Here is a 25,522-nt window from a genome sequence, read left to right as displayed (position 1 = left end):
TAGGTTGCTGGAAAGATTGATGAAAATTGCGATCGAGAATGCGGGGGCGCAAAAAGGTTTTTTGATTTTAGAAAAAGCGGGAAACTGGGCGATTGAGGCGGAAGGTTCGGTGCAGGAGGATGAAGTTAGTGTGCTGCAATCGCTTCCTCTCAATCCGATAGCAGATTCTGGGGGTTCTCCTTTGCTTGCAAGTGCGATCGCCAATTATGTGATTCGCACTCAGGAAAATGTGGTGTTAAATAATGCGGCTCAAGAGGGACAATTTACCCGCGATCCTTATATTGCAGCCACTCAACCGAAATCTATTCTTTGTACTCCTCTGCTGCATCAAGGTAAGCTGACTGGCCTTCTTTATTTGGAAAATAACCTGACTGAAGGGGCTTTTACTACGGATCGCCTAGAATTGTTAAAACTTTTATCTGCCCAAATTGCTATTTCCATTGAAAATGCTCAGCTTTACGATCAATTAGGGGAATACTCGCGAACGCTGGAACGTAAGGTTATAGAAAGAACGCAAGAATTGCAACTGGAAATGGCTGTCAGGATGCAGACAGAAAGAGCCTTGGGCAAGTCTGAAGAAAAGTTTTCTAAAGCCTTTCGTTCCAGTCCTAACCCGATCGCGATCGCCCGATTCGCAGATGGACGCTACATCGAAGTGAACGACAGTTTCCTCAGCACTTTTAGTTACTCTCGCGAACAGGTAATTGGTTTTACAGCAATTGATTTGAATTTTTGGGGTAATTTAGAAGAATGTGACAGATACAGACAGCTATTGCAAGAATCAGGAATGCTTCGCAATCAGGAATTCGATTGTCGTACTTCATCAGGCGAGGTGAGGAAGATGCTGGTATCAGCAGATATTATTGAGCTGGGTGGAGAAGCGTGTATTCTCTTAGTCACTAACGACATTACCGAGCGTCAAAGGGTAGAAGAAGCGCTCAAAGAAAGCGAGGCTAAATACCGTGACTTAGTTGAAACATCGCAGGATATGATTTGGTCACTTGATATCGAAGGGCGTTATACCTTCGTCAACGCTGCTGTAAAACATATATTTGGCTACTTGCCTAAAGAAATGATAGGGCGAAAATTTAGTGATTTTCAGCTACCTGAACAACTTCCAAAAGATAAAAAGATATTCCAACGTATGCTGAATGGAGAGTCTGTATTTCAGTATGAAACTATACAATTAGCTAAAGATAGTAGACCTATCAATCTCCGGTTTAATTCACTTGTATTGCGGGATTCCGAGGGAAAAATTCTCGGAATAACTGGCACAGCTAGCGATATTACGGAAAGTAAAAAAGCAGAGGCAGCCTTACAAAAATCCAAAGAAGTTGCAGATGCGGCTAACAAGGCTAAAAGCGAATTTTTATCAAAAATGAGTCACGAATTGCGAACTCCCCTCAATGCAATTCTCGGCTTTACCCAAGTGCTGGCGCGCGACTCATCCCTTTCTCAGATACAGCAGGGACAGATAGGCATCATTAGTCGTTCTGGCGAGCATTTGCTGACGCTGATTAATGACGTGCTGGAAATGTCTAAAATAGAGGCAGGTCGGATTACCTTAAATCCTACTAGCTTTGACCTGTATCATTTGCTCCATTCTCTCGAAGAAATGCTCAAAATTAAAGCGGATTCTAAAGATTTACAGCTCAGTTGGCACATCGATTCTAACATTCCTCAGTATGTAAAAACTGACGAAAGTAAATTGCGTCAAGTATTGATTAATCTGCTAGGAAATGCGATAAAGTTTACGAGCAAGGGAAGTGTGACGCTTCGGGTTGCAGCAATTAGTGCGAAACAAAAGTCCCCAACAGACAACGAACCACGGACTATTACGTTTGAAGTGGAAGACACTGGTTACGGCATTGCTCCTACTGAGCTAGATTCTTTATTTAAGGCTTTTGTGCAAACTGACGCAGGTCGGAAATCTCAAGAAGGAACAGGCTTGGGTTTACCAATCAGCCGACAATTCGTACAACTGATGGGAGGAGACATTACCGTCAGCAGTACCTTGCATCGAGGAACAATTTTTAGTTTTGATATCCAAATTAGTTCCCCAGAGATGGCTGAAGTTCAACCTCGACAATCAAGAAGGCGGGTAATTGGTTTACAACCCAACCAACCCTCATATCGCATCTTGGTGGTTGATGATAAATGGGAGAGCCGTTTGCTATTGGTTGATCTTCTCGAACCGCTTGGCTTGGAGGTGCGCGAAGCAGTAAATGGTCAAGAAGCTATTAGAATCTGGGAGACTTGGAAACCTCACCTAATTTGGATGGATATGCAAATGCCTGTGATAGACGGGTATGAGGCTACCAGACAAATTAAAGCCAAGATTCAAGATGAGGCTACCCCAATTGTTGCGTTGACCGCTAGCGCTTTTGAGGAAGAGCGAGCCATTGTTTTATCATCAGGCTGTGACGATTTTGTGAGCAAGCCTTTTCAAGAAGAAGTGATTTTTGCCAAAATGGCTGAACATTTAGGGGTACAGTATATTTATGAAGATTTACCGAACGTTACATTATCTCACCTTGAGGGTCAAGACTTGAGTGTAAAAGAAGGGAAAAAAACTGAAAAATTAAGGACAACTTTGGCGACAATGCCTACGGATTGGGTGAGACAGTTACATCATGGAGCTATCGATGCTGATGCCTGCCTGATTTTAAGTTTAGTCTCCACAATCCCTGAATCCGATACTTTTTCTGCGGAGATTCTCACCGATTGGATTCATAATTTTCGATTTGATAAAATTACTGACTTAACCGAACAAATAATCCCATGAACAGCCAGCAATTAGCATCTCATGTTGCCAATCTTTTAGTGGTTGACGATACCCCCGACAACCTGCGTCTTTTATCGACTATGTTGAGCGACAAAGGATATAAAGTTCGGGGCGTAATCAACGGGGAAATGGCATTAAAAGCAGCGCGTTCTACCCCGCCAGATTTGATTTTATTGGACATCACGATGCCCCAGATGAACGGCTATGAAGTTTGCCAACATTTAAAAGCGGATGGCAGAACTTCGGGTATTCCAGTTATTTTCTTGAGCGCCCTAGATCGAGTCTTGGATAAAGTCAAAGCATTTGCTGTGGGAGGAGTAGACTACATCACCAAGCCATTTCATTTAGAAGAAGTTTTAGCTCGTGTCGAAAATCAACTAACTATTCAGCGTTTGCAAAAAAAAATGCACGAGCAAAATGCGCGATTGCAGGAGTCTGAGGCTAAAGAGCGGAATAAATCCCAACAACTAGAGCTGGCTCTACAACAGTTACAAAATGCACAAGCTCAGCTCATCCAAAGCGAGAAAATGTCAAGTTTAGGGAATGTCGTAGCGGGGGTAGCTCACGAAATTAACAATCCGATTAGTTTCATTAAAGGGAACCTCTCGCCCGTAAGGGAGTACACTGAAGATTTGCTGAGGCTGGTGCAACTTTACACAGAAGATTTCCCCAATCCCACAGCAGCTATCCAGGAACAACTGGAGGCAATCGATTTCGCTTTTCTCAGGAATGACTTGCCGAAGCTAATTGCTTCTATGAGCATAGGAGCTGATCGAATTGGAGAAATAGTGCAATCGCTGCGGAATTTTTCCCGACTCGATGAAGCTGAGTTAAAAGCGGTGGATATCCATGAAGGAATTGAGAGTACGCTGATGATTTTGCAGCATCGGCTGAAAGATGAAGCACAGCAAACGATAATTAAAGTGGTAAAAGAGTATGATAATCTGCCAAAGATAGAATGCTACGCGGGGCAAATGAATCAGGTTTTTATGAATGTTCTGACTAATGCGATTGAAGCGTTGCAATCCCCAAAACGTTGGGCAAATGATGTAGATGATAGCAGCTCGATCCCTACTATTACTATTTGCACGAAGTTACTCTCCGACTTTCAAGTGGGTATTTATATTACTGATAATGGCCCCGGCATAACCGAAGAGATTCAACAACGCATATTTGAGCCATTTTTTACCACGAAGACAGTGGGAACAGGGAAGGGTTTGGGGTTATCGATTAGCTATACTATTGTAGTGGACGACCACGGGGGACAACTGAGTTGTTTTTCGATACCGGATCAAGGGGCGACATTGGCAATCGAAATTCCGATTTACCACTCTAGAAAAGGTTTTTATAAAGAGGATTTGGTCGGGCTATAAGCCACACTAAACTTCAAGTATTCAAAAATGGTGTAAGATCGGGAATCGTGTTTATTTAGGAGTCATATCATGTTCGATCGATTAACCATACTATCCCGGTCGGGGCGGGTTTTTGAGATTGTCAATTATTGGCAGGTATTGTGGGTGAACCCGCCCCTACACAAATTGCGATCGAGGGGACATGATATCATTTGATTGGCAATTTTTACACAAATTTCCCTTAATGGCAAGTCGCCAACTTGCTTTTTTTTAGTAGCTGATGCACGCACTCTCAAACCCAAAATAATGATGAATTTAAACCATGATTTTTTTTCAGTAAAAACTCTAGCAATTGTTTGTGTAATTGCTGCGTTTGTTGTCATTGGTGGCAAAGTTTTTGCGACAACAATCGATTATAGACCGCCATTTAAAGAGACTAGCTTTTACAGTACGACTATATCGGGCAATAACGATTTAGCTGATATTTATTATCCTAAACCATCCGATATTAATTCTGGTAATTACTCTTTTCCCATTGTGCTTTTATTGCAAGGTGCGCTTGTAGATAAATCATTTTATTCAGATTACGCTAGCCATGTGGCGCGCTACGGCTTTGTGGTGGTCGTTCCGAACCATTTGCGGCCTTCGCCCTTCAATCCCACTTCACCGCCTAATTTGGCGTCGGAAACTTCGCAAATTGCGGCGGTTTTGTCTCAAATGGCGATCGAAAACACAAAGCCCACATCTCCGATCGCGTCTGTTATCGATACGCAGCGCCTTGGTTTATTGGGTCATTCTTTTGGTGGTGCAGTGGGGTTATCGGTGATTGCTAACAAATGTCTCCCAGAATTGTATTTGTGTCAAGAGCCATTTACGCGCCCGAAAGAACTATTAGCTGCTGCATTTTTTGGAGCTAACTTGCGGAATCCTATTGCTAATGAATTTGTACCCATCGCTAATGATGGCATTGCAGTGGCGTTGATTCAAGGATCTATCGATGGTGTCGCCCTGCCCGATCGAGCTCAAAGCACTTTTGACCAAATTCAAACACCACCCAAAGCTTTGATTACTGTTATGGGTGCAAATCACTTCGGCATTACCGATGTTAATAACCCCGCTGGTGCGATGCCCGATCGCAATACTGCTACCTTAGAGCGAGCCGTGGGTATTGAAACGATCGCCCGTTGGAGCGCGCTATTTTTGCGGGCACATATGCTTAAAGATCGATCGGCATTTGATTATATTTATTCTCAAGGTGACGCCATCGATCCGAATGTCCGTGTTACCACCGTTGCAGTTCCCAAACCATCTTCTAAGTAGCTACCTAAAAAAACGTAAGATAGATTAAGGCTAATAGATAGTGTGCCTACATTTTTATTATTGGGCATCACTTATCTGACAGACGGCGAGCACTATATTGTGTTAACCATCTATGTACAGTAATTCTATATCGATAACGGTTGAGTAAAGTCCCAACGATCGAACCCATCTGATTGTGGTAGTTCTCTTAGGACATGATATTCCTCTAAATTCTTCAGTCTGCGGAGGCAGACATTGTTTGTATAGACGCGGTTTCAACCGCCGACTCCCCGCCGACTCCCCGCCGACTCCCCGCCGACTCTCCGGCAACAAACACCCGCCCAAGTGGGATCGCGAAGCTGTAATCCGCTACAATCTGTGTTTGGTAAAGAATTTTTACAAGTTCACAGCCCATTACAGCCTTTGCGGCTTGTACTACCCAACCTGCCTGAAAATATGGATTTTGCTACTCTTGCTGCCCAGCTAAATGCTGGAACTATCTTGCCAGAGGGAATTGTCATCATCACCCTCTTGGTGGTTCTCGTCGGCGATTTAATCGTAGGCCGCAGTTCATCTGGTTGGACTCCCTACGTTGCCGTTGCGGGTTTGCTAGCCGCCGTCGCTGCCTTGTGTTTGCAGTGGGATAACGTTGATACCATCTCGTTTCTAGGCGGTTTTAACAGCGATGCCTTGAGTTTAGTGTTTCGCGGAATTATCGCTTTGACTGCGGCTGTCACTATTTTGATATCCGTTCGCTATGTACTGCAAACTGGTACTGCTTTAGCGGAATTCATCGGCATTTTACTCACCGCTACTTTGGGGGGAATGTTCCTCAGCGGCGCTGATGAATTGGTGATGATTTTTATTTCGTTGGAAACTCTGAGTATCTCGTCTTATTTGCTGACGGGTTACACAAAACGCGACCCGCGTTCCAATGAAGCTGCTTTGAAATATTTGTTAATTGGGGCTTCTTCTTCGGCGGTGTTTCTCTACGGGATTTCGCTGCTGTACGGATTGTCGGGCGGCGAAACTCAGTTAAGTGCGATCGCTGCTAACCTTTCTACTGTGAATGAAGGTCAATCTCTCGGTTTGGTGATTGCTTTAGTTTTTGCGATCGCCGGCATCGCCTTCAAAATCTCTGCGGTTCCCTTCCACCAATGGACTCCAGACGTTTACGAAGGTTCTCCTACACCCGTTGTTGCCTTTCTTTCTGTCGGTTCCAAAGCAGCCGGTTTTGCCCTAGCAATCCGCTTGTTAACAACTGCTTTCCCCGCACTTATCGAACAGTGGCACTTCGTGTTCACGGCCTTAGCCATTCTCAGCATGGTGTTAGGAAATGTGGTTGCCCTCGCCCAGACTAGCATGAAGCGGCTTTTGGCTTATTCGTCGATCGCCCAAGCCGGTTTTGTGATGCTGGGTTTGATTGCAGGAACAGAAGCCGGTTACTCCAGCATGATATTTTATCTGTTGGTTTACCTGTTTATGAACTTGGGCGCTTTCGCCTGCATAATCCTGTTCTCGCTGCGGACTGGAACCGACCAAATTAGCGAATACTCAGGTTTGTACCAAAAAGACCCGCTGTTAACTTTAGCTTTAAGTATTTGCCTGCTTTCTCTCGGTGGAATTCCGCCCCTGGCTGGATTTTTCGGCAAAATCTATCTGTTCTGGGCCGGCTGGCAAGCAGGACTTTACGGTTTAGTTATTCTGGGATTAATTACCAGCGTAGTTTCGATTTACTACTACATCCGCGTGGTCAAGATGATGGTAGTAAAAGAACCTCAAGAAATGTCAGACGCGGTGAAAAATTATCCCGAAGTTCGCTGGAACCTTCAGGGAATGCGGCCTTTGCAAGTCAGCGTTGTACTCACCTTGGTGGCGACAACATTGGCGGGAATTTTGTCGAACCCTTTGTTTAATTTGGCTAATGATGCTGTTACCAAAACTCCCATGTTGCAGTCGGCATTGAGTTATGTGCAACCTGTTGTGGCTGCTAAAATTGACTCGAATTAGGTGTCTCGCCGGGATTAATTTTTCCTGGTTTTGAAATAGTGGAAAACGCCTGACTCTGTGAAGTTGGGCGTTTCTTTTTTGTTGTGATATACTGTTAATTATGATTTTTAACCAAATACGGTTCAGTTAAAACTGTTTATTCCTCGGAGATCCCCCTAAATCCCCCTTAAGAAGGGGGACTTTGAGTAATTTCTTGTCCCCCCCTTCTTAAGGGGGGCTAGGGGGGATCGGGCTTAACTGAACCGTATTGATTTTTAACCGCAGATTAACGCAGATTAACGCAGATAAAAGTTAGTACAGAGGCAACAATGTTAGTACAAAGTAAGGCAAAGTTTTATACTCCAGATGAGTACCGGGAGTTAGAGGAAACTGCTGAGTTTAGAAATGAATACCGCGATGGAGAAATTGTACAAATGAGTGGTGGTAGTATTAATCACAGCCGGATTATCCGAAATTTGAGTAGAGTCTTGGGAAATTTGCTTGAGGGGCAGCCCTATGAGCTTTTTCACAACGATTTGCGGTTGTGGATTCCTCGGTATCGACGGGGAACTTACCCGGATGTGATGGTGATTGAAGGGGAGCCAGTTTTTACCGAGGGACGCAGTGATGAGATCCTCAATCCGATGCTCATCGTGGAAGTGCTTTCTAAGTCTACCAAGGATTTCGATCGAGAGGATAAGTTTCGGTTTTATCGATCTATCCCTGAATTCTGTGAATATGTGTTAGTCAATCAATCTGAGTTTTTAGTCGCACAATATATTAAAACCGAACCAAATGAATGGTTATTTCGGGAATATGAGGGAGAGACAGCAACAGTTTCTTTTGCTTCCTTGGGAGTGCAAATGTCGATGAGCGAGATTTATGCAAAAGTGGTATTTGAAAGCCCGGAAACGGAAGTGCAGCAGTAAACTTCATGCTATGGGGTGAAGCAATGTCTAGCTTGGTAACAGTAAAACAATAATAACTTGGTGGGTGGTGAGGACTTTAGTCTTCTAATTTTTATGAGGGAAGATATGGATAACTACCGAATTGTCGAAACTTTGACCGAAAGCCAGGTTTCCGACTTGATGGATTTGTACAAAAACGAGTTTTGGAGCGACAAGCGGACGCGGGAGGATGTTGTGAAAATGCTGGCGGCAACTGATGTTACCATTGGTTTTGTCGATGAGACTGATCGACTAATTGGCATTACCCGCGTCATTACCGATTTTGTCTACAGAGCCATGATTTTTGATGTCATCATCAAGCCGACACACAGAAAAATGGGACTGGGCGCGAAGTTGATGGATGCAGTTTTAACTCATCCCAAACTGCAAGCTGTCGAGCATTTTTATCTTAATTGTTTGCCGAACATGATGCCGTTTTACGAGCGTTGGGGTTTCTCGGATGATGTGGGCGAACTTAAGTTTTTGCGGCGAACAACTGGCTGAACTTAGCCCCTTGAAAGCTCCAATTTTTCTCGAATTACGTCTTCTTTGAAACCTACTAAAACAGCCGTTCCATCTTTAACGAAAAGAGGACGTTTCAGCAGCATCGCATCCTTAGCAAAAGCATCTACCCACTGTTCGCTAGTCCAATTTTTCTTGTCATCGCCCAAAGCGCGGTAAGATTGACCGGAAGTATTTCGCATGGGTTCAAAACCTAAAGCAGCTACCCAGCTTTGAATTGTTTCGCGAGTCGGCGGCTGTTCTTTTGTGTTAATGAACTCGTAATTAACATCGCTATCTTTGAGCCACTGGAAAGCTTTTTTGCAGGTTCCGCAGTTGGGGATTCCGTAAACTTGAATTGACATAATAATGACTACTAACTAATGACTAATGACTAATGACTACTGACTAATCTAGCTTGTTGAACCCATTTTTGCACGCGATCGACTGAAGGAGTCAAGTCATTGCGCTGCATTGTCGCTACGTGCAGCCTTAAAACTTGTTGGTGCAATCTCTCCACGGGCATTTGAGCCAATTGAGCCGGAGAAGCAACGCCGGCGTGCAGTAACAACCCGCAATACTGACACCCTACACTTGGAATTCCAGCCAAATTTGCCATCGCTACCCATTTATTAACATATTGAATGTTAATCTGTAATTGATTGGCTAGCAACACTTTCGCCGCTTGCGTTTTCGTCAGGCGAATTAGTTGTCCGGTTGTGGTGATGCTGCACTCTTCCAGTTGAGATTGGTTTTCCTTGCTCAATCCCGGTAAATGTGCGATCGGCCAATCGCGTAGTTGCACAGAAGTTTGAGGAGATTTATGAGAAATTTTCATGTTTTTTCAGTGAATTTTACTTATACTTTAAAGTCTAAATTATAAAACAGTCAATAGAGGATATCGCTCACGTCACCCTATCAACAAAAACCAGACCAAGGAATTTGACTCATTGCGGGTGTTGTGATAATTATGCTAATTTCCTACAAAGTAGCACTTTCAGCCGGTTTTCCTGCCTGTGGCTCAGGCTTACTGCTTAACCACATCATCCGGGCGATGACGACAAAGACTATAAAAAAGACAGCCTATAAATGCTAGCAAAAAATAAGTGACAGATGAGAATTTTCTCAAAAATGGCTGCCAAATTGACCGTCAGAATTTTAGGGCTTTAATGCTGAGAATGCAAAAACTTGTGGCTGACTGCAAACCCAACTCAAAATTATAGGTTTTTACCCATGACAATTACACAAGGTGATGATTTGTTAACTAATATTCTACACCAACGGCGGCAAAAACTGGCCAGTTTAATTAATTTTCCGGTAATTTTATGGTCGGGGCGCAGCATTCCTCGCAATTATCCGGCACTTACTTATCCCTTTCGTGCCAGCAGTCACTTTTTATATTTTGCTGGTTTGCCCTTAGAAAATGCTGCCATTCGCTTAGAATCGGGCAAATTAGAATTGTTCTTAGATGACGCACCTGCTAGCAGCACTCTTTGGCACGGAGAAATGCCGAAAAGAGCAGAAATTGCCGCACTAATTGGGGCTGATGCTGCTTTCCCAATGGCCGAATTGAAATCGCGATCTACAAATGCAGCAACGATCGCAATTCAGGATTCTTGGACTCAGTTGCAACAGCGTGAAATTCTAGATCGCCCTCTCGCACCGCCCAAATCGCCAACCGGAATTGACCTAGAATTAACCAAGGCAATTATATCTCTGCGCCTGAGCCACGATGCAGCCAGTTTGGCCGAATTGCGTCAAGCTGCCGCTGTCACCGTAGAAGCTCACAAAGCGGGAATGGTGGCAACCCGAAATGCTCAAATTGAAGCGGGGGTGCGCGCTGCAATGGAAAGTGTCATCATCTCCAAAAACATGACCTATGCCTATCCCAGTATCGTGACTGTGCATGGAGAAGTGCTGCACAGCGAACATTATCACAATCCCCTACAAACCGGAGATTTGTTGTTAGCAGATGTCGGTGCGGAAACATCAACGGGATGGGCGGCTGATGTGACTCGCACTTGGCCGGTTTCTGGCAAGTTTTCTCCGACTCAAAGAGCGATTTATGATGTAGTTTTGGCAGCACACGATGCTTGTATTGATAAAATTAGTCCGGGGGTGGAATATCAAGACATTCATCTGTTAGCTGCTCGGATTATGGCGGAAGGATTAGTTGATTTAGGTATTTTGCGGGGTAATGTTGAAGATTTGGTGGACATGGATGCTCATGCGCTATTTTTTGTGCACGGTATCGGACATTTAATCGGTTTGGATGTTCACGATATGGAAGATTTAGGCGATTTGGCTGGCTATGAAGAAGGAAGAACCAGAAGCAGTCGGTTTGGGTTGGGGTTTTTGCGGTTGAATCGAGTTTTGCGTCCGGGAATGCTAGTATCGATCGAACCGGGATTTTATCAAGTTCCGGCAATCTTAAATCACCCAGAAAATCGCGCTAAATATGAAGATTTTGTGAACTGGGAGGAGTTGGAAAAATTTGCCGATGTGCGCGGAATACGCATAGAAGATGATATACTTGTCCTCGATGAGGGTAGAGAAGTATTGACAGGGAAATTGCCCACAACAGCTCCAGAGATTGAGGAGTTAGTTGCGGTAAATACGTAAGTTGAGCCGAGTTAGATCGCACATACGCAGTTCCATCAGGTGTGAAAAAAGATAAAGATGAATAAAGGTTGGCAAATAAGTCTTTCGATATTAGCTAAAAAAGTGGTCTCGCAAGTCAGAAAATTCGCTGCACTAATACTTCCACGCATTGTTCGTAAACCTAGATCCTCGCGGCCTCCGATGCAAGCTGCATCTTTGCCCAGCAACGAAGAAGAGAGGCTAGAAGCACTTCACCGCTACAACATTCTCGACACAGAAGCCGAAGCAGCTTTTGATGATCTAACAGCTTTAGCATCTTATATTTGCGGCACTCCGATTGCTTTAGTTAGCTTAATAGATTCTAACAGACAGTGGTTTAAATCCAAAGTTGGTCTGGAAGCGCCAGAAACTCCGAGAGAGTTAGCTTTTTGCGCCCACGCTATTTTAAATCCCAACGAATTGCTAGTTGTACCCAATGCTCTAGATGACGATCGCTTTGTCGGCAATCCGCTAGTAACTTCCGATCCAAATATTCGGTTTTATGCTGGAGCCCCGCTAGTAACTCCTGATGGTTATCCGATCGGCACTTTGTGCGCGATAGATACAGTTCCTCGTAATCTCACCCCACAACAGCTAGAAGCGCTGCGGACTTTAGGACGGCAAATTATTCACCAGATGGAGTTGCGAATAAATCTGACTAAATTAAAGCGCGCACAGATCAAGAACAAACAAGTAGAAGAAAAACTCCGTTCTACAGACGAGCAAATTGTCAATTTTTTAGAAGGAATGAGCGATGCTTTTTTTGCTTTCGACACCCATTGGCGATTTACTTACGTCAATTACAAAGGCTCGCAATTTTTGAAGCGCTCGCAGGAAGAACTTTATGGTAAAAATTTTTGGGAAGAGTTTCCAGAATTCGTGAATTCGGATTTTTATAAAGAGTATCATGAAGCTGTCGCCAAACAAATTGGGGTGGCATTTGAAAAATATTATCGTCCCTTAAAAGTGTGGCTGGAAGTCCGAGTTTTTCCTTCTCACGACGGCATTTCTGTGTTTTTTCATGACATAACTAAGCGCAGGCAGATGGAGTCTGCACTCATGAAAGAACAGAAAAAAACAGAAAGTTTACTGCTAAATATTTTGCCAGAACCGATTGTCACTCGGTTGAAGCACGAACCGGGGGTAATTGCAGACAAGTTTGAAAAAGCAACAATTCTTTTTGCTGACTTGGTGAATTTCACCCAAATTTCTACTACCATGTCTGCCACTAAATTAGTGTACTTGCTGAATGAAATTTTCTCAGCTTTTGACGGACTGAGTGAGAAGCACGGCTTAGAAAAAATTAAGACGATCGGGGATGCTTACATGGTAGCAGCAGGTATTCCCATTGAACGTCCAGACCACGCAGAGGCGATCGCCGAAATGGCGCTGGATATGCTAGTAGCAATTGAGAAATTAAATGTGAAGCTAGACGCGAAATTTGACCTCCGCATCGGGATTAATAGCGGCCCGGTGGTAGCGGGGGTAATCGGCACTAAAAAATTCATTTACGATTTGTGGGGAAATGCGGTAAATACAGCCAGCCGCATGGAATCTCACGGCATAACAGGCCGCATTCAAGTCAGCCACTATACTTATGACTTACTGCAGGATAAATATGAATTTGAAGATCGTGGCGAGATCGAGATTAAAGGTAAAGGGCAAATGCAAACTTATTTGCTGACGGGTAGAAAAACAGTAAGCGATCTCAAAATTGTAGAGTAAATAAAGCTAAGAGTTGAAAGTACCTGATTGTTGAGGAAACTCTGCAGGCTGCGATCGATCGCCTCGAAGGCGCGATCGCTCGCTCGGTAGAACGGCTGCTGCAGATCAACCAAATAAGATTATGCTATAGACAGAGATATCGCAGCAATCCTAGGCGCGGTACTCGACCTTATAAAAATACTAAGTTGAAGTCGTCGGAGCCTTTAATAATGGTTCAATTTCATATTCAAACCGATAGCGATATTCCAGCATCCACCCAACTATTCAATCAAATCAGGTTTGCGATCGCCTCGCGACAATTTCCGCCCGGACACCGCTTGCCCAGCACCAGACAGCTAGCCATGCAGACGGGTTTGCACCGCAACACCATCAGCAAAGTATACCGCCAGCTCGAAAATACCGGACTCGTAGAAGCCCAAGCAGGATCGGGCATTTACGTCCGCGCTCAAGGCAACGAAGTTGTAGGCAACAAACTCAAATCTCCGATCCTCGAAGAATATCCCCTGGCTAACAAAATAGTACAAGGAAGTATCGATCAACTGCTGGAACAGGGCTGTACGCTCAACCAAGCGAGGGAATTATTTTTGACCGAAATTGACTGGCGGCTCAGGTGCAGCGCCCGCGTGGTCGTCACAGCCCCCACAGAAGACATCGGCGTGGGTGAACTGATGGCGAAAGAACTCGAACAAGCTCTCCGTATTCCCATACAGTTAGTGCCGATGGAACAGCTAGGTACTTTTTTGGATCAAATCTCTTCGGGAACTGTGATCACGAGTCGATATTTTATCGGAGAAGCAGAATCGATTTCGGCACCGCGTTCAGTGCGAGTTATTCCCGTAGACATCTATGACTACAGCCAGGAAATCCAGCTAGTCGGGGGTTTGCCGAAAGACAGTTATTTGGGTCTCGTTAGCCTGAGTCCGGGAATGCTACGATCGACCGAAGTCATCATCCACAGCATCCGGGGAGAGGATTTGCTGGTGATGACGGCCTTGGTTTCAGACGAGTACAAGATTAACTCGATCGTGCGATCGGCCAGAACAATTTTTTGCGACCAACCGAGTTTTGCTACAGTAAAAGCTGCCATCAATGCGGCTAGAGAAGATATTATTCGTCCCCCGCAACTGATATGCTCCGAAAATTACATCGGATCTAAGTCGATTAATTTGCTCAAGCGCGAGTTGGGCTTGGGATGATACCATTTTCGATTTTCGATTTTCGATTTTCGATTAAAAAATTGGGAATGACTGCATAATGGTTGGGATATTCTTTAGAGTTGCATCCTTTTGGGAACTGGTATAATTCCCAATTCCTAATGGGCGTAAGCTGCCCACGGCGCACCCTAAATAATTAGGTTATTCGTCCAGGACTGAACTTGTAACTTTCAACTTCCAGTACCCGATACCGGATACGCAATTCCCAACTACCAATTACCAATTACCAATTACCAATTATCCATGACAATTGAAATCCAACCTTCAATTAATGTTAAAACGGCGATCGAAAGCCGGCGGGCCGCGCGCAGCTTCCAACCCGATCCGATTCCCCCAGCAATATTGGCAGAGATTTTGCGATTGGGAGTGCGATCGCCCTCTGGTTACAACTTGCAGCCTTGGCGGTTTATCGTACTTCAAAACGCAGCCAGCAAAGAAAAATTAAAAACTTGCGCCTTCGATCAGCGCCAAGTGGTAGAAGCCCCAGTAGTATTAATCTGTTGTGGCGATCGGCGCGCCGGCAGCCCCGAAAACACCGAAGCCGTCATCGAATTGGGCAAAACCACAGGCGCAATGAATGACAATTTAGCCGGTTATATGCGACAAGCAATCCCGCAATTGTTCGATAACCGTCCCTGCTTCGACTCCCTAGAAGCTTGGACAAACAGACATACAATGCTCGCAGTAGCCCACTTAATGATTGCAGCTAAAAGTTTTGGGGTAGACAGTTGTCCGATGGAAGGTTTTGTCAGCGCTAAGGTGAAAGAAGCCTTTCAAATCCCCGAAGAAGTAGATGTTTGCTGTTTGCTGCCGCTTGGTTATGCAGCCGCACCTTTCAAACAATATGGCGGACGTTTTGATGTGACTCAAGTTTATTACAGCGAAAGTTATGGACAGGCTTTGCAAGCTGAGATTTGAGAGTTAAGATTTTGTGGCGACTTGAATTTTCAGAGTTAAGATTTGGAATGAATCGGGGTGAAAGTTCAAACAAATCCAAAATCCCGACTGTTCTGCAATCTAAAATCTAAAATTCAAAATCTAAAATCGAAACTTGTGAGATAAGACAGAGGAGAAAATATGACAGCAGCAACGATCCAAAGCAACGCCCAACTTCTAGAAGTAAAATTGCAGCAACACTTGCAAGCAGCCGGATTTAAAAACTTACCGCTTTATATTAGTTGCGATTTTCGAGATGAATCTTTAACGGTTGTGGGAGAACACCCGCGTAGTTTAGTTCTCAAAGCCAAACCGACTTTTGCGGTGCTAGAAGCAGCAATTCTCGAAATAAAACCAGAATCTATTCAACAGATTGGACTTTGCCTAAAAATTACCGGGCAAAAACAGCCTTATGCTTTCCATTCTTTTACCATGCACAACCCTGTTTTGTCAAAACCAAAAACAGTGCTGTTGTTCAAAAAAACCGAGAATCCCCCTGCTGAAGAAACGGGGATAGTCTTAACAGAAAATGTGGTACAGACGGCGGATGTAGAGGAGGAGATACCGTTAGAAACAGATGAGAAAGATGCGTGGGATGAAGAATATTTCCCCAATTTTTCTGAGAGTTCCAGCAATTCCGATCCGATCGCCTTCAGCGTGCAAGCAATCCCGGCAGATATTGCAGACAATCCCTTCAATCCGCTGGATATGGAAGCGGTAACAGTTGCCCAAAAACCCAAGCAGTCACCGTTTGCGATGCTGGCTGCAGTAGGAATCATCAGTGTCGCGGCGCTAGTTTTGGCAGGCGGTTATTATATGCTGAGCCGCCCCTGCGTCATCGGAGAATGTAGTGCTTTAGCTAATGCCAAACAGTTGAGCGAGAATTCGACGAAGACGCTGAAAACCTCAAAAGTTGCCAACAGCCCCCAAGAAGCGCAGAAACAGTTAAAACAGGCGATCGCCCTTTTGGAACCGATTCCCTCCTGGTCAATTCATCGTGGTGAAGCTCAAAGCGCCTTGGAAAGCTATCGGAAGCAAAATCAGAATTTAAACTCTGCGATCGATGGAGCGCGCCTCGCACAGTCAGCAGCCCAGAAAACCCAAAATCCGCCTTATTCTGCCGAGAACGGACAGGAAGCGCAAGCTCTGTGGCAACGTGCGATCGCCGAACTCGGAGAAATCCCTGCAGACAGTCCAGTTTATCCGTTTGCTCAGAAAAAAAAGCAGGAATACCGGAAGAATTTAGCAACTGGAAATCGGCAGTTAAGCACAGAGAAAACAGCGGAAAAAACGCTGCTCGCGGCCAAAAGTACAGCCCAAATAGCAGAAGCTCGCGAAGCCGTAGCTCAGACAGCCGAGACTTGGGATCAAGTGCAATCAGGTTGGGAAGAAGCCCTCATAATCCTATCAGAAATTCCCACGAACACGACATCTTACCAACAAGCTAAACTGTTAGTTCCCAAATACGAAACCAAACTTTCCGAAGCTCGCGAGCGCAAAAATGTCGAAGGAATTTCGGAAAATGCCTATACTCAAGCTGTGACTTTAGCAGCGGAAGCTCAAATTTTTGAGGGCAAAAACGCCTGGTTTAAAGCATCAGAATCCTGGCGAAGAGCTTTGAGTTACGCGGAGCAAGTGCCGGCGGCAACTGCCTATTCTCAGAAAGCCCAACCGCTGATAGCTTCCTACACAACTTCATTGCAGCAAGCAGAAGTAAAGTTGCAGGAAGAAAGGAACCTGCAAAAAGCCCGCACCGATTTAGATAGAACTTGCAAAGGCAACCCCAAGATTTGCGACTATACTGTTAGCAAAGATTTGATTGCCGTGCAGATGACTCCAGGTTACGTGCAGAAATTGCAACAAACTTTCATTCAAGCAAACAACAACAATGCTGTGAAGACTCGCCAAGCTGTAGAACAGCACGTTCAAACATTGCAAAAAGCTTTGGAGGCGATCGCCGAAAACGCCAAAATCCCGATGCAGGTGTACGATGGCGAAGGCAAGCGGATTGGGAGCCACGAACCGAAATAGTTGTAGTTGTAGGGTGCGTGAGGGCGAAAAATCTGTCAGAGCGATCGCAATATTTACACTCACGCATCGCCCGCAATTTCATCCCCAGTCAATCCAGCCTGAAAAACTTGTTGCGCCGTCAAATCTAACTCAGGAAAAGTTGGCGACTCAATCCTATCATCTCCCCGAAACTGACTAACTTCATACTCACCATCAACCAACCGATAAATCGAAATAGTCGGTTGCTTGGGATTCCCGATAAATCTCCGGCCGCCCAAACCGAGATAATCCACAATCCAGTATTCGGGAATCCCGATTAGTTCGTATTCCCCTACTTTTTTGATGTAGTCATCTTGCCAGTTGGTACTAACTACTTCAACAACCAGCGGAATTGATGCTCCTTGAGTCACGGTTGAGAATTTTTTCCACATAGGTTCTGACGCTAAGTTGGGGCGATTTAATATCGGAATATCGGGCGAATAAGCTGATTCGTTTTCCAGTGGCTTAACTAATGCTTGTTTGGGGATGAAGTACGGAAGTTTTACCTTTCTAAACTCAGCAGTTAACTCTGAGGCTAAAAAACCGATAACTTCTTCATGGTCTCCTAATGGCTGTGACATTTCAACAATCTCTCCATTGTGCAGTTCATAACGTCCGTTTTGTGGCTTCCATTCCGCAAATTCTTCAAAAGTTAGCGTTTTAGTTGCTGTTTGAATCATGGTTATTCTCCTTAGTGATGGCTAGGGCGGGCTAGAAGCCCACCCCACAAGATAACTCACTCTTTGTGGAACAGGCATCTTGCCTGTTCATAAAAATACTGCCACATACAAGTTCCTACCTACATTATATTATCAATTCCCAATGCCCAATGCCCAATGCCCAATTCCCAATTCCCAATTACCATTTGATCAATTGTGCATCTTGATTAAAAAACTTCCGAGACAATCCCTCAGTCAACAGCAGAGTTGCGATTACAGTTGCCAGCGCTAACACAAACATAATCAAAATCTGGTAAGATGCTGCATCGAGAGGACTGACACCGCTCAGCATTTGACCTGTCATCATTCCGGGTAAAGTTACGATTCCTACCACCGTCATTGTATTTAAAAGCGGGATTAATCCAGCTTTGATGGCATCTTTGCGGTACTGCTTTACTGCTTGCTGTGGCGTGGAACCTAAACTTAAATGGGTTTCTATTTCTAACTGGCTGCTATTAACTGTACTGACAAGTCTTTCGCCCGCGATCGCCCCAGAGTTCATCGCATTGCCCAAAATCATACCCGCTAAGGGAATCAGGTATTGCGGTTCGTACCAAGGGTCAGGTTGCAAAATTAGCAAGTTTGTATAGGCGAGAGTCAAGGCCGTACTTATCAAAATTGAACCCCAAACTAAGGGCAGTAAGTTCTTGATTTTTTTGCTGATGCGGTTGCTGGCAACCATGCTAGCTGTTGTCAGCATGATTGCTAAAACTGCTAAAACCAGCCAAGGATTTTTCCCCTCCGGGTCAAAGATGACTGCGAGCACGTACCCGACTAAGATTAGCTGGATCAGGGTGCGCCCTGCGGCGATCGCGATCGCCCCCTCCAATCCCAATTGCTGCCACGCCGAAAGCCCGATCGCGATCGCCACCATCCCCAAAGCCCAACCCAAATCTGTAAAATCTAGCAGAATTAACACCGGCCCACCCTTTCGATAATGTGATTGTTTGCCTGTCCAAATATAAGATATTGCAATAAAGGTTTCTGAGAAACAGTTTTGCTGCAAGAATTTGCTTTGATAATGCTTGAAATTTGTGGTGTCAAAAGTGAATAATGTTCCCCCCCTCGACTTAACCCGCCAATACGCGCTCCTTGGCGACGAAATAACCGCTGCGGTGCAAAAAGTGCTTGCCTCTGGCGGCTACGTAGGCGGCCCGGCCGTCAAGAGTTTTGAACGAGAGTTCGCCGACTACACGGGAGTTTCCGAGTGCGTTGGCTGTAACTCCGGCACCGATGCGCTAATTTTGGCTTTGCGAGCTCTCAAAATTGGCCCCGGCGATGAAGTGATTACCACTCCTTTTACCTTTTTTGCTTCGGCTGAGACAATTAGCGCCGTCGGTGCGACTCCAGTATTTGTCGATATTGACAGCGATACTTTTAATCTGGATGTCGAGCTCCTCGAAGCGGCAATTACCGACAAAACCAAGGCAATTATGCCAGTGCACATCTTCGGCCAACCGGTAGACATGACTCGGCTGATGGAAATTGCGACTCGGCACAATTTAGCCGTAATTGAAGATTGCGCCCAATCTGTCGGGGCCGAGTGGCAGTCTCGAAAAGTCGGCAGCATTGGCCATGTCGGCTGCTTCAGTTTTTATCCGACCAAAAACTTAGGCGCTTGCGGTGACGGTGGCGCGGTGACGACAAACGATCCAGCCCTGGCAGCTTCGATGCGAGTGCTCAAAGAACACGGACAGTCTTCTAGGTATTTCTACGAAGAAATCGGCTACAACAGCCGTTTAGATGCCCTGCAAGCGGTGATTCTCAGTATTAAATTGCGGTATCTCGACAGTTGGAACGCGCAGCGACGGGAGAAAGCGACACTTTACAGCGAATTTCTCTCCCGCGTGCCCGGAGTTGCCGTCCCCAAAGAATTGCCGTTCGCAAAAGGAGTTTGGAATCAATACACGATCCGGCTGACAAGTCCAGAAGACGCCCAAAATCCCTCTGGCAATTTTCGAGATTGGATGCGGGCTCAGTTGCAGGAAGCTGGCATCGGTTCGATGGTTTACTATCCGTTACCTTTGCACCTGCAACCTGTTTACAAATCTTTGGGTTATCAAGCAGGTCAGTTGTCAAAGGCTGAGCAAGTTTGTCGCGAAGTCTTGTCTTTGCCGATGTTCCCGGAACTGTCGAGGGATCAACAAGAGCGGACGATTTATGGGCTGAAAGATTGCTTGGCAAAGGCCGATCGCATCCGGTAGCTTTGGCGCGATGGCATCAGCGAGGGAAATGCAGGAGGAGAAAAGAATTGCAGGGTTGCAGTGGTGTGAGAATGTGCAGCGTTCAGGGAGAACGGTTAAGTATTTTGACCGATCACTTGTACTTTTATGTACTATATTTAATGAAAAGAAACAAATTTAGGCTAGCAATCCGCCTCGAACGGGTGCATTTTCCGCTCGCCTAAAACTTGCAGTGCGATCGGTCAATGATGAAGAAGGAAGAAGGAAGAGGAAAAAGGGAAGAACGAAGAAGGAAGAACGAAGAACGAAGAATAAATAATATTTGAACTTTCGACTTCCAATCCCCGATGCCCAATGCCTGATGCCTAATGCCCGATGCCCGATGGCCGATGCCCAATTCTCAATTTAACCTGTAATTTTCAGAAGATAAGAGGAAAATAAACGAGTGCCTCAGTATCAATTCACTCAGGCTAGACGCTACGATCCACAAGCGATCGCTCAGTATTACCGCAAACGTCCTTGGAAAGCAATTTGGCGCGCAATTACCGTTATTTGGTCTTTTGCAGGCTTCGTTCTGGGGATGCTGTGGGACAGTTGGCAGCATGAAGTCGCAGCACACCAGCCGGAACGGGCCACCCACCTACGACAAATACTCACTCGCTTGGGCCCCACTTTCATTAAAGTCGGCCAAGCACTTTCTACCAGACCGGATTTGATCCGCAAAGACTTTCTCGAAGAATTGATCAAACTTCAGGATCAATTGCCGCCGTTTGACTCGGTGCGCGCTTTCGAGATTATTGAAGCGGAACTCGATCGCAAAATTAGCGAAACTTACAGCGAAATCTCCCCCGAACCTGTCGCCGCGGCAAGTCTTGGTCAAGTCTACCGAGCTCGCCTCCTCACCGGGGAAGCAGTAGCAGTCAAGGTTCAGCGACCGAATTTGCTGCCCGTATTGAGCCTTGACCTTTACTTAATGCGCTGGGCCGCTGGATGGTTGGGCCCGTTGCTGCCGCTGAATCTCGGTCACGACCTTTGTTTAATCGTCGATGAATTCGGTATCAAATTGTTCGAGGAAATTGATTATATCAATGAAGGCCGCAACGCCGAGAAATTTGCGACAAATTTTGCCGACGACCCGACAGTAAAAGTTCCGAGCATTTACTGGCGCTATACTTCAAATTGCGTTCTGACTCTTGAATGGATTGACGGCATCAAGCTGACAGATATGGAAAGTGTTAAAGCCGCAGGTTTGGATACCGATAGTTTAATTGAAGTCGGAGTCCGCAGCGGTTTGCGACAGTTGCTGGAACATGGATTTTTTCACGCTGACCCCCATCCGGGAAATCTGTTTGCCTTAGCGGACGGCCGCATGGCTTACATTGATTTTGGGATGATGGATCAGATGGAAGAAACAACTAAAGAAACTTTGGTTGATTCTGTCGTTCATTTGATCAACAAAGATTACTTACAGTTAGCCAAGGATTTTGTCAAACTTGGCTTTTTGACTCCAGATACAGATATTATGCCGATCGTCCCGGCGTTGGAATCTGTACTGGGTGATATCGTCGGCGAAAAGGTGTCAGATTTTAACTTCAAGACGATTACAGACCAGTTTTCGGAGTTGATGTACGATTATCCTTTCCGGGTGCCGGCGAAATTTGCCTTAATTATTCGCTCTCTGGTGACAGAAGAAGGTTTGGCCCTGACGCTGAATCCGAATTTCAAGATAGTCGAGGTGGCGTATCCTTATGTAGCGCGACGTTTGTTGAACGGAGAATCTCCGGCTCTGCGGCGGCGTCTGATTGAGGTATTATTCAAAGATGGCAAATTCCAGTGGAACAGGTTAGAGGACATGATCGCGATCGCCCGATCGGATCGCAGTTTCGACTTGCTCCCCACCGCCCAACTAGGCTTGCAATTTTTGCTGTCCGAGGAAGGCTCGTTTTTGAGACGCCAGCTAATGTTAGCTTTGATTGAGGACGATCGAATCCACACCGAAGAAGTTCGCAGCCTGTGGAACTTAGTCAAGGAAGATTTGCAGCCCAGTCGCCTGTTCAACGTTGCTCTAGGCGCTTTGACGGAGTTTTCCACAGCAGGAGCAGCCGCGCTAACTCGATTTTAGTCATTAGTCATTGGTCATTAGTCATTAGTCATTGGTTATTTATTGGTTGTTAGTTGTTGGTTCTAATAACTAACAACCAATACCCAATGCCCAATGCCCAATGCCCAATGCCCCATGCCCAATTCCCCATTTCCTATTACCCAAATTAAGGAATTATTCGTGTATTATTTTCCAGAACCTCCCTATTTTTTAATGTCGGCTGGATTACTAGCAGGTATGGCTTCCGGCGTAGCATTTGAAGCAACTCTCAAACAATCCGTACAACAGTGGTCTAAAAATCGTTCTACTCGCACCTTGGCTAACCTGCCAAGGCTGCAATTGGTCATACCTTTTCTGGGAATGGCGGGCGGTATTTGCGTATTTTTAGCTTCTGGGATGGAGATTTTTGGCTTCCCCAAACTACTTTGTTATGCGCTAGCCTTGCCGCTGACGGTACTCACGGGTTGGCTAGTTTGGACTCAGTTGGGTAAGCTTTTGATCGAGCTAGAACGCGGAGGTTCTCAAGCGCTGGATTTGGATTCTTTTGAACAATGAAATTTAACTATCAACCCTCTTTTCTGAGAAGGAATGAGGTTGATAGTTGTCTAAGATTCTCCTAATTTGATGCTTTTTGAACCGCAGAGAACGCAGAGAACGCAGAGGAAGACAAAGAAGAAGATGACAACTTAGGCAATAATTTGTGTAAAATTTTTAAAATCTAAAATCTAAAATCTAAAATCTAAAATCTAAAATCGAATGAGTATTTTAATTGTTACAGGTGCGGCGGGATTTATTGGCTCTAACTTAGTAGAAACTCTTTTAAATCGAGGGGAGACGGTAATTGGTGTTGATGAGTTCAACGATTATTACGATCCGGCTCTCAAGCGCAAGAATATTGCACGATTTGAAAAGTATCCGGGTTTTGAATTGGTGGAAGGCGATATTTTGTCTCTAAATTGGCGTGGTCTTTTATCTGATGCTAAGGTGATATTTCATCAGGCGGCGCAAGCAGGAGTTCGTGCTAGCTGGGGCGACGGTTTTCGCAGCTATACGGAACGCAATATTAACAGCACTCAAGTATTGTTAGAAGCGGCTAAAGATGCGCCAAGATTGCAAAAGTTTGTCTATGCTTCTTCTTCTTCAATTTACGGCAATGCTGAATCTTTTCCCACGAATGAAAATGCTTGTCCGCAGCCGGTTTCTCCCTACGGAATTACGAAGTTAGCCGGTGAACGTTTGTGCGGACTTTATTACAAAAATTTTGGCATTCCGACTACTTCGCTGCGCTATTTTACTGTTTACGGGCCGAGACAGCGCCCCGATATGGCTTTTCACAAGTTTTTTAAGTCGATTTTGTTTGATGAGGCGATTTCTATTTTCGGCGACGGATTGCAAACGCGGGATTTTACGTTTATCAGCGATTGCGTTGCGGCGAATTTAGCGGCGGCTGAGGTTCCCGAAGCTGCGGGGGAAGTTTTTAATATTGGTGGGGGAAGTCGGGTGGTTTTGAAGGAAGTTATTGATACAATAGAGAGAATTGTCGATCGACCTATTCGCATAGATTTTACCGAAGCTGCGAGGGGAGACGCCCGACACACTAGCGCGGATGTGTCTAAAGCCAAGAAAATCTTAGGTTATCAGCCGCAGGTTGCTCTAGAAGAAGGATTGAGGCGCGAATGGGAGTGGATTCAGTCTTTGTACAGTTAGATACTATTTATCCCCAAAATTCCGCAACTTAAATTGAACATTATTAAGTTTTTTAATTCCCCAACTTTTGAGATTTCTCCCCAAGCGAACCAACACATTTGGAGGCACGAGTTTTGGCTGTGTTTCCGACGAATTCAAATAGCGGTAATGCAGAAATACATCTCGGTAAGGAATCTCCACATCTTCACCAGCACACAAGCGAGTAAACTTTGCAGCCGAAATACTCATGTAATGCAAATAAGTAAGCCGCCGTCCTTTATCATATAAAACATCATCTATCACATCAAATTGAGAAGACCAATGATTTCCCGTTACCTGTTCGGGTTCAGCATATGCAAAGTTGTAAAAAGATATTTTGCTGCGGGCGACTAAATAGTTAAGTAAAGATTGGTCAGCCCCCCGCAAAGACATAATTTCCGCTTCTCCTGATGTTAATTTTTCTAAAAATTGAGAGCAATTATTTCGATTTAAAACCCCCGCTTTTGACGCAAACCAACCCGCACAAAAAGTATGAGATTGCAGTTCGTCAATATTTAAAATTTGAGGTAATTTGGGGGAGGACAAATCAAATATATAATTGAGGTCGGATTTGTATTGAAAATCGTTTGCTACCCAATCAAAATCATCAAGTTTTTGATAAATATAATCTAGAGAACCCATTAACAGAGTGTCTGCATCAAAATAGATAAATTTATCAAAAGGGCCGTCGAAACAACATAATTTTCGGTGCATTTCCAAACATTGAACTGGTTTCCAACCTTGAGATTTCCATACTTTTTGAGCTTTTGCATGAGTTTTCCAAACTTGAGTCGCAAAGTCTTCCCATAAAATGATGGAATCGGTATTTTCAAACAGGGTGACATGAGGACGAGTTGCAATTTCTACTCGCACTTTTTTCATTCTGTCATCATAGGGAATGATGCAAACAGGAATATTTTTTGCCCCATTGACTTCGAGACTGTTCAATAAAGCGACTAAGTGGTCAAAAACAACATCGTTTGCTAGAATATAAATGCCATCAGTCATCGGATTTTAGATTTTAGATTTTAGATTTTAGATTGAAGAATTATACTCATTCAAAACTTGTTTGGTGTCAAAAACACAACAAAATTTATGAATTGTGGAACAGGCATCTTGCCTGTTCTTCCAAGCTTGTTTGGTCTCAAAAACACAACAAAATTTATGAATTGTGGAACAGGCATCTTGCCTGTTCTTCCAAGCTTGTTGATAATGATACAACATATGAGTTTATCCTCACCTACTCAAAGCAAGAAATATTTTTTGCACTAAGTTTGGTTGGGAGCATCCCGATTTTGCAAGTATACAAAAGTATGATATGATGTATTGTTTTTTTGGAAAACCGACACTTAGCTTC

General features: G+C 44.7%; 21 protein-coding genes. 15 read left to right on the top strand and 6 right to left on the bottom strand.

Features of this window, described 5'->3' with window-relative positions; all coding sequences use genetic code 11:
* The 6 genes from QUB26_RS25680 to QUB26_RS25655 all read left to right on the top strand — a co-directional run.
* A partial coding sequence (locus QUB26_RS25680; protein ID WP_333320280.1) for a PAS domain S-box protein occupies positions 1–2,785 on the top strand: 2,785 nt, incomplete at its 5' end.
* Complete coding sequence (locus QUB26_RS25675; protein ID WP_333320278.1) at positions 2,782–4,158, top strand: response regulator; 1,377 nt, start codon at positions 2,782–2,784, stop codon at positions 4,156–4,158. The genes QUB26_RS25680 and QUB26_RS25675, both read left to right, overlap by 4 nt.
* A 285-nt stretch (positions 4,159–4,443) precedes the next feature.
* Positions 4,444–5,457 carry a poly(ethylene terephthalate) hydrolase family protein gene (locus QUB26_RS25670; protein ID WP_333244845.1) on the top strand — a complete coding sequence of 338 codons (1,014 nt, stop codon included), beginning with the start codon at positions 4,444–4,446 and terminating at the stop codon, positions 5,455–5,457.
* A gap of 435 nt (positions 5,458–5,892) precedes the next feature.
* Entirely contained in the window at positions 5,893–7,446 is a 1,554-nt protein-coding gene (locus QUB26_RS25665) for an NAD(P)H-quinone oxidoreductase subunit N (protein WP_333246009.1), read from the top strand.
* A 308-nt stretch (positions 7,447–7,754) separates the two neighbouring features.
* Positions 7,755–8,354: a Uma2 family endonuclease gene (locus QUB26_RS25660; RefSeq protein ID WP_333053801.1), complete on the top strand. Its 600-nt coding sequence runs from the start codon at positions 7,755–7,757 to the stop codon at positions 8,352–8,354.
* 105 nt (positions 8,355–8,459) lie between these two features.
* On the top strand, positions 8,460–8,876 hold the full coding sequence (locus QUB26_RS25655) for a GNAT family N-acetyltransferase (protein ID WP_333246001.1): 417 nt from the start codon (positions 8,460–8,462) through the stop codon (positions 8,874–8,876).
* Positions 8,877–8,878: 2 nt separating this feature from the next.
* On the opposite strand, the gene QUB26_RS25650 is transcribed toward QUB26_RS25655, so the two are convergent.
* Both QUB26_RS25650 and QUB26_RS25645 read right to left on the bottom strand, forming a co-directional pair.
* Positions 8,879–9,238 carry a Spx/MgsR family RNA polymerase-binding regulatory protein gene (locus tag QUB26_RS25650; RefSeq protein WP_333053803.1) on the bottom strand — a complete coding sequence of 120 codons (360 nt, stop codon included), beginning with the start codon at positions 9,236–9,238 and terminating at the stop codon, positions 8,879–8,881.
* Between the two features lie 29 nt (positions 9,239–9,267).
* A complete protein-coding gene (locus QUB26_RS25645) occupies positions 9,268–9,711 on the bottom strand; it encodes a DUF4332 domain-containing protein (protein WP_333245999.1) in 444 nt (147 codons plus the stop codon).
* A gap of 395 nt (positions 9,712–10,106) precedes the next feature.
* Between QUB26_RS25645 and QUB26_RS25640 the strand changes: the two genes are divergently transcribed.
* The 5 genes from QUB26_RS25640 to QUB26_RS25620 all read left to right on the top strand — a co-directional run bounded on the left by QUB26_RS25640 (position 10,107) and on the right by QUB26_RS25620 (position 17,419).
* Positions 10,107–11,495, top strand: coding sequence for an aminopeptidase P family protein (locus QUB26_RS25640; protein WP_333053805.1), 1,389 nt, complete (start codon positions 10,107–10,109; stop codon positions 11,493–11,495).
* A 180-nt stretch (positions 11,496–11,675) separates the two neighbouring features.
* Positions 11,676–13,238 carry an adenylate/guanylate cyclase domain-containing protein gene (locus QUB26_RS25635; RefSeq protein ID WP_333245998.1) on the top strand — a complete coding sequence of 521 codons (1,563 nt, stop codon included), beginning with the start codon at positions 11,676–11,678 and terminating at the stop codon, positions 13,236–13,238.
* Between the two features lie 209 nt (positions 13,239–13,447).
* Complete coding sequence (locus QUB26_RS25630; RefSeq protein ID WP_333053807.1) at positions 13,448–14,434, top strand: GntR family transcriptional regulator; 987 nt, start codon at positions 13,448–13,450, stop codon at positions 14,432–14,434.
* A 261-nt stretch (positions 14,435–14,695) separates the two neighbouring features.
* The gene (locus tag QUB26_RS25625; protein ID WP_333245996.1) at positions 14,696–15,370 is read left to right on the top strand and encodes a nitroreductase family protein; all 675 of its coding nucleotides are present in this window, start codon (positions 14,696–14,698) and stop codon (positions 15,368–15,370) included.
* A 159-nt stretch (positions 15,371–15,529) separates the two neighbouring features.
* The gene (locus QUB26_RS25620) at positions 15,530–17,419 is read left to right on the top strand and encodes a hypothetical protein (RefSeq protein WP_333320276.1); all 1,890 of its coding nucleotides are present in this window, start codon (positions 15,530–15,532) and stop codon (positions 17,417–17,419) included.
* 59 nt (positions 17,420–17,478) lie between these two features.
* On the opposite strand, the gene QUB26_RS25615 is transcribed toward QUB26_RS25620, so the two are convergent.
* Positions 17,479–18,117, bottom strand: a complete 639-nt coding sequence (locus tag QUB26_RS25615; protein WP_333245993.1) for a Uma2 family endonuclease — start codon at positions 18,115–18,117, stop codon at positions 17,479–17,481.
* A gap of 178 nt (positions 18,118–18,295) precedes the next feature.
* Positions 18,296–19,075 (bottom strand): ABC transporter permease, encoded by a 780-nt coding sequence (locus QUB26_RS25610; protein WP_333320274.1) that lies wholly within the window; start codon positions 19,073–19,075, stop codon positions 18,296–18,298.
* A gap of 127 nt (positions 19,076–19,202) precedes the next feature.
* On the opposite strand from QUB26_RS25610, the gene QUB26_RS25605 reads away from it, so the two are divergent.
* The 4 genes from QUB26_RS25605 to QUB26_RS25590 all read left to right on the top strand — a co-directional run bounded on the left by QUB26_RS25605 (position 19,203) and on the right by QUB26_RS25590 (position 24,147).
* Positions 19,203–20,360, top strand: coding sequence for a DegT/DnrJ/EryC1/StrS family aminotransferase (locus tag QUB26_RS25605; RefSeq protein WP_333320272.1), 1,158 nt, complete (start codon positions 19,203–19,205; stop codon positions 20,358–20,360).
* A 424-nt stretch (positions 20,361–20,784) separates the two neighbouring features.
* Complete coding sequence (locus QUB26_RS25600; protein ID WP_333210330.1) at positions 20,785–22,461, top strand: AarF/ABC1/UbiB kinase family protein; 1,677 nt, start codon at positions 20,785–20,787, stop codon at positions 22,459–22,461.
* A 93-nt stretch (positions 22,462–22,554) separates the two neighbouring features.
* The gene (locus tag QUB26_RS25595; protein WP_445299641.1) at positions 22,555–22,995 is read left to right on the top strand and encodes a hypothetical protein; all 441 of its coding nucleotides are present in this window, start codon (positions 22,555–22,557) and stop codon (positions 22,993–22,995) included.
* Positions 22,996–23,196: 201 nt separating this feature from the next.
* A complete protein-coding gene (locus tag QUB26_RS25590; RefSeq protein ID WP_333245987.1) occupies positions 23,197–24,147 on the top strand; it encodes an NAD-dependent epimerase/dehydratase family protein in 951 nt (316 codons plus the stop codon).
* 3 nt (positions 24,148–24,150) lie between these two features.
* Here the strand turns inward: QUB26_RS25590 and QUB26_RS25585 are convergent, their stop codons facing one another.
* Together QUB26_RS25585 and QUB26_RS25580 are read right to left on the bottom strand one after the other, a co-directional pair.
* Positions 24,151–25,173: an Npun_R2821/Npun_R2822 family protein gene (locus QUB26_RS25585; RefSeq protein WP_333245985.1), complete on the bottom strand. Its 1,023-nt coding sequence runs from the start codon at positions 25,171–25,173 to the stop codon at positions 24,151–24,153.
* A 50-nt stretch (positions 25,174–25,223) separates the two neighbouring features.
* Positions 25,224–25,349 (bottom strand): hypothetical protein, encoded by a 126-nt coding sequence (locus QUB26_RS25580; protein ID WP_333320270.1) that lies wholly within the window; start codon positions 25,347–25,349, stop codon positions 25,224–25,226.
* Positions 25,350–25,522 lie beyond the last annotated feature (173 nt).

The organism is Microcoleus sp. B4-C1 (assembly GCF_036705285.1).
GTDB lineage: Bacteria > Cyanobacteriota > Cyanobacteriia > Cyanobacteriales > Microcoleaceae > Microcoleus.
The sequence above is the reverse complement of the archived record's forward strand: the minus strand, read 5'-3'. Positions and strand labels throughout refer to the sequence as shown.

Excerpts from the sequence above, each read along its gene's own strand:
- QUB26_RS25675 (WP_333320278.1), top strand. The coding sequence starts at position 2,782 with ATGAACAGCCAGCAATTAGCATCTCATGTTGCCAATCTTTTAGTGGTT.
- QUB26_RS25670 (WP_333244845.1), top strand. The coding sequence starts at position 4,444 with ATGATGAATTTAAACCATGATTTTTTTTCAGTAAAAACTCTAGCAATT.
- QUB26_RS25665 (WP_333246009.1), top strand. The coding sequence starts at position 5,893 with ATGGATTTTGCTACTCTTGCTGCCCAGCTAAATGCTGGAACTATCTTG.
- QUB26_RS25660 (WP_333053801.1), top strand. The coding sequence starts at position 7,755 with ATGTTAGTACAAAGTAAGGCAAAGTTTTATACTCCAGATGAGTACCGG.
- QUB26_RS25655 (WP_333246001.1), top strand. The coding sequence starts at position 8,460 with ATGGATAACTACCGAATTGTCGAAACTTTGACCGAAAGCCAGGTTTCC.
- QUB26_RS25650 (WP_333053803.1), bottom strand. The coding sequence starts at position 9,238 with ATGTCAATTCAAGTTTACGGAATCCCCAACTGCGGAACCTGCAAAAAA.
- QUB26_RS25645 (WP_333245999.1), bottom strand. The coding sequence starts at position 9,711 with ATGAAAATTTCTCATAAATCTCCTCAAACTTCTGTGCAACTACGCGAT.
- QUB26_RS25640 (WP_333053805.1), top strand. The coding sequence starts at position 10,107 with ATGACAATTACACAAGGTGATGATTTGTTAACTAATATTCTACACCAA.
- QUB26_RS25635 (WP_333245998.1), top strand. The coding sequence starts at position 11,676 with ATGCAAGCTGCATCTTTGCCCAGCAACGAAGAAGAGAGGCTAGAAGCA.
- QUB26_RS25630 (WP_333053807.1), top strand. The coding sequence starts at position 13,448 with ATGGTTCAATTTCATATTCAAACCGATAGCGATATTCCAGCATCCACC.
- QUB26_RS25625 (WP_333245996.1), top strand. The coding sequence starts at position 14,696 with ATGACAATTGAAATCCAACCTTCAATTAATGTTAAAACGGCGATCGAA.
- QUB26_RS25620 (WP_333320276.1), top strand. The coding sequence starts at position 15,530 with ATGACAGCAGCAACGATCCAAAGCAACGCCCAACTTCTAGAAGTAAAA.
- QUB26_RS25615 (WP_333245993.1), bottom strand. The coding sequence starts at position 18,117 with ATGATTCAAACAGCAACTAAAACGCTAACTTTTGAAGAATTTGCGGAA.
- QUB26_RS25595 (WP_445299641.1), top strand. The coding sequence starts at position 22,555 with ATGCCCAATGCCCAATGCCCCATGCCCAATTCCCCATTTCCTATTACC.
- QUB26_RS25590 (WP_333245987.1), top strand. The coding sequence starts at position 23,197 with ATGAGTATTTTAATTGTTACAGGTGCGGCGGGATTTATTGGCTCTAAC.
- QUB26_RS25585 (WP_333245985.1), bottom strand. The coding sequence starts at position 25,173 with ATGACTGATGGCATTTATATTCTAGCAAACGATGTTGTTTTTGACCAC.
- QUB26_RS25580 (WP_333320270.1), bottom strand. The coding sequence starts at position 25,349 with ATGCCTGTTCCACAATTCATAAATTTTGTTGTGTTTTTGAGACCAAAC.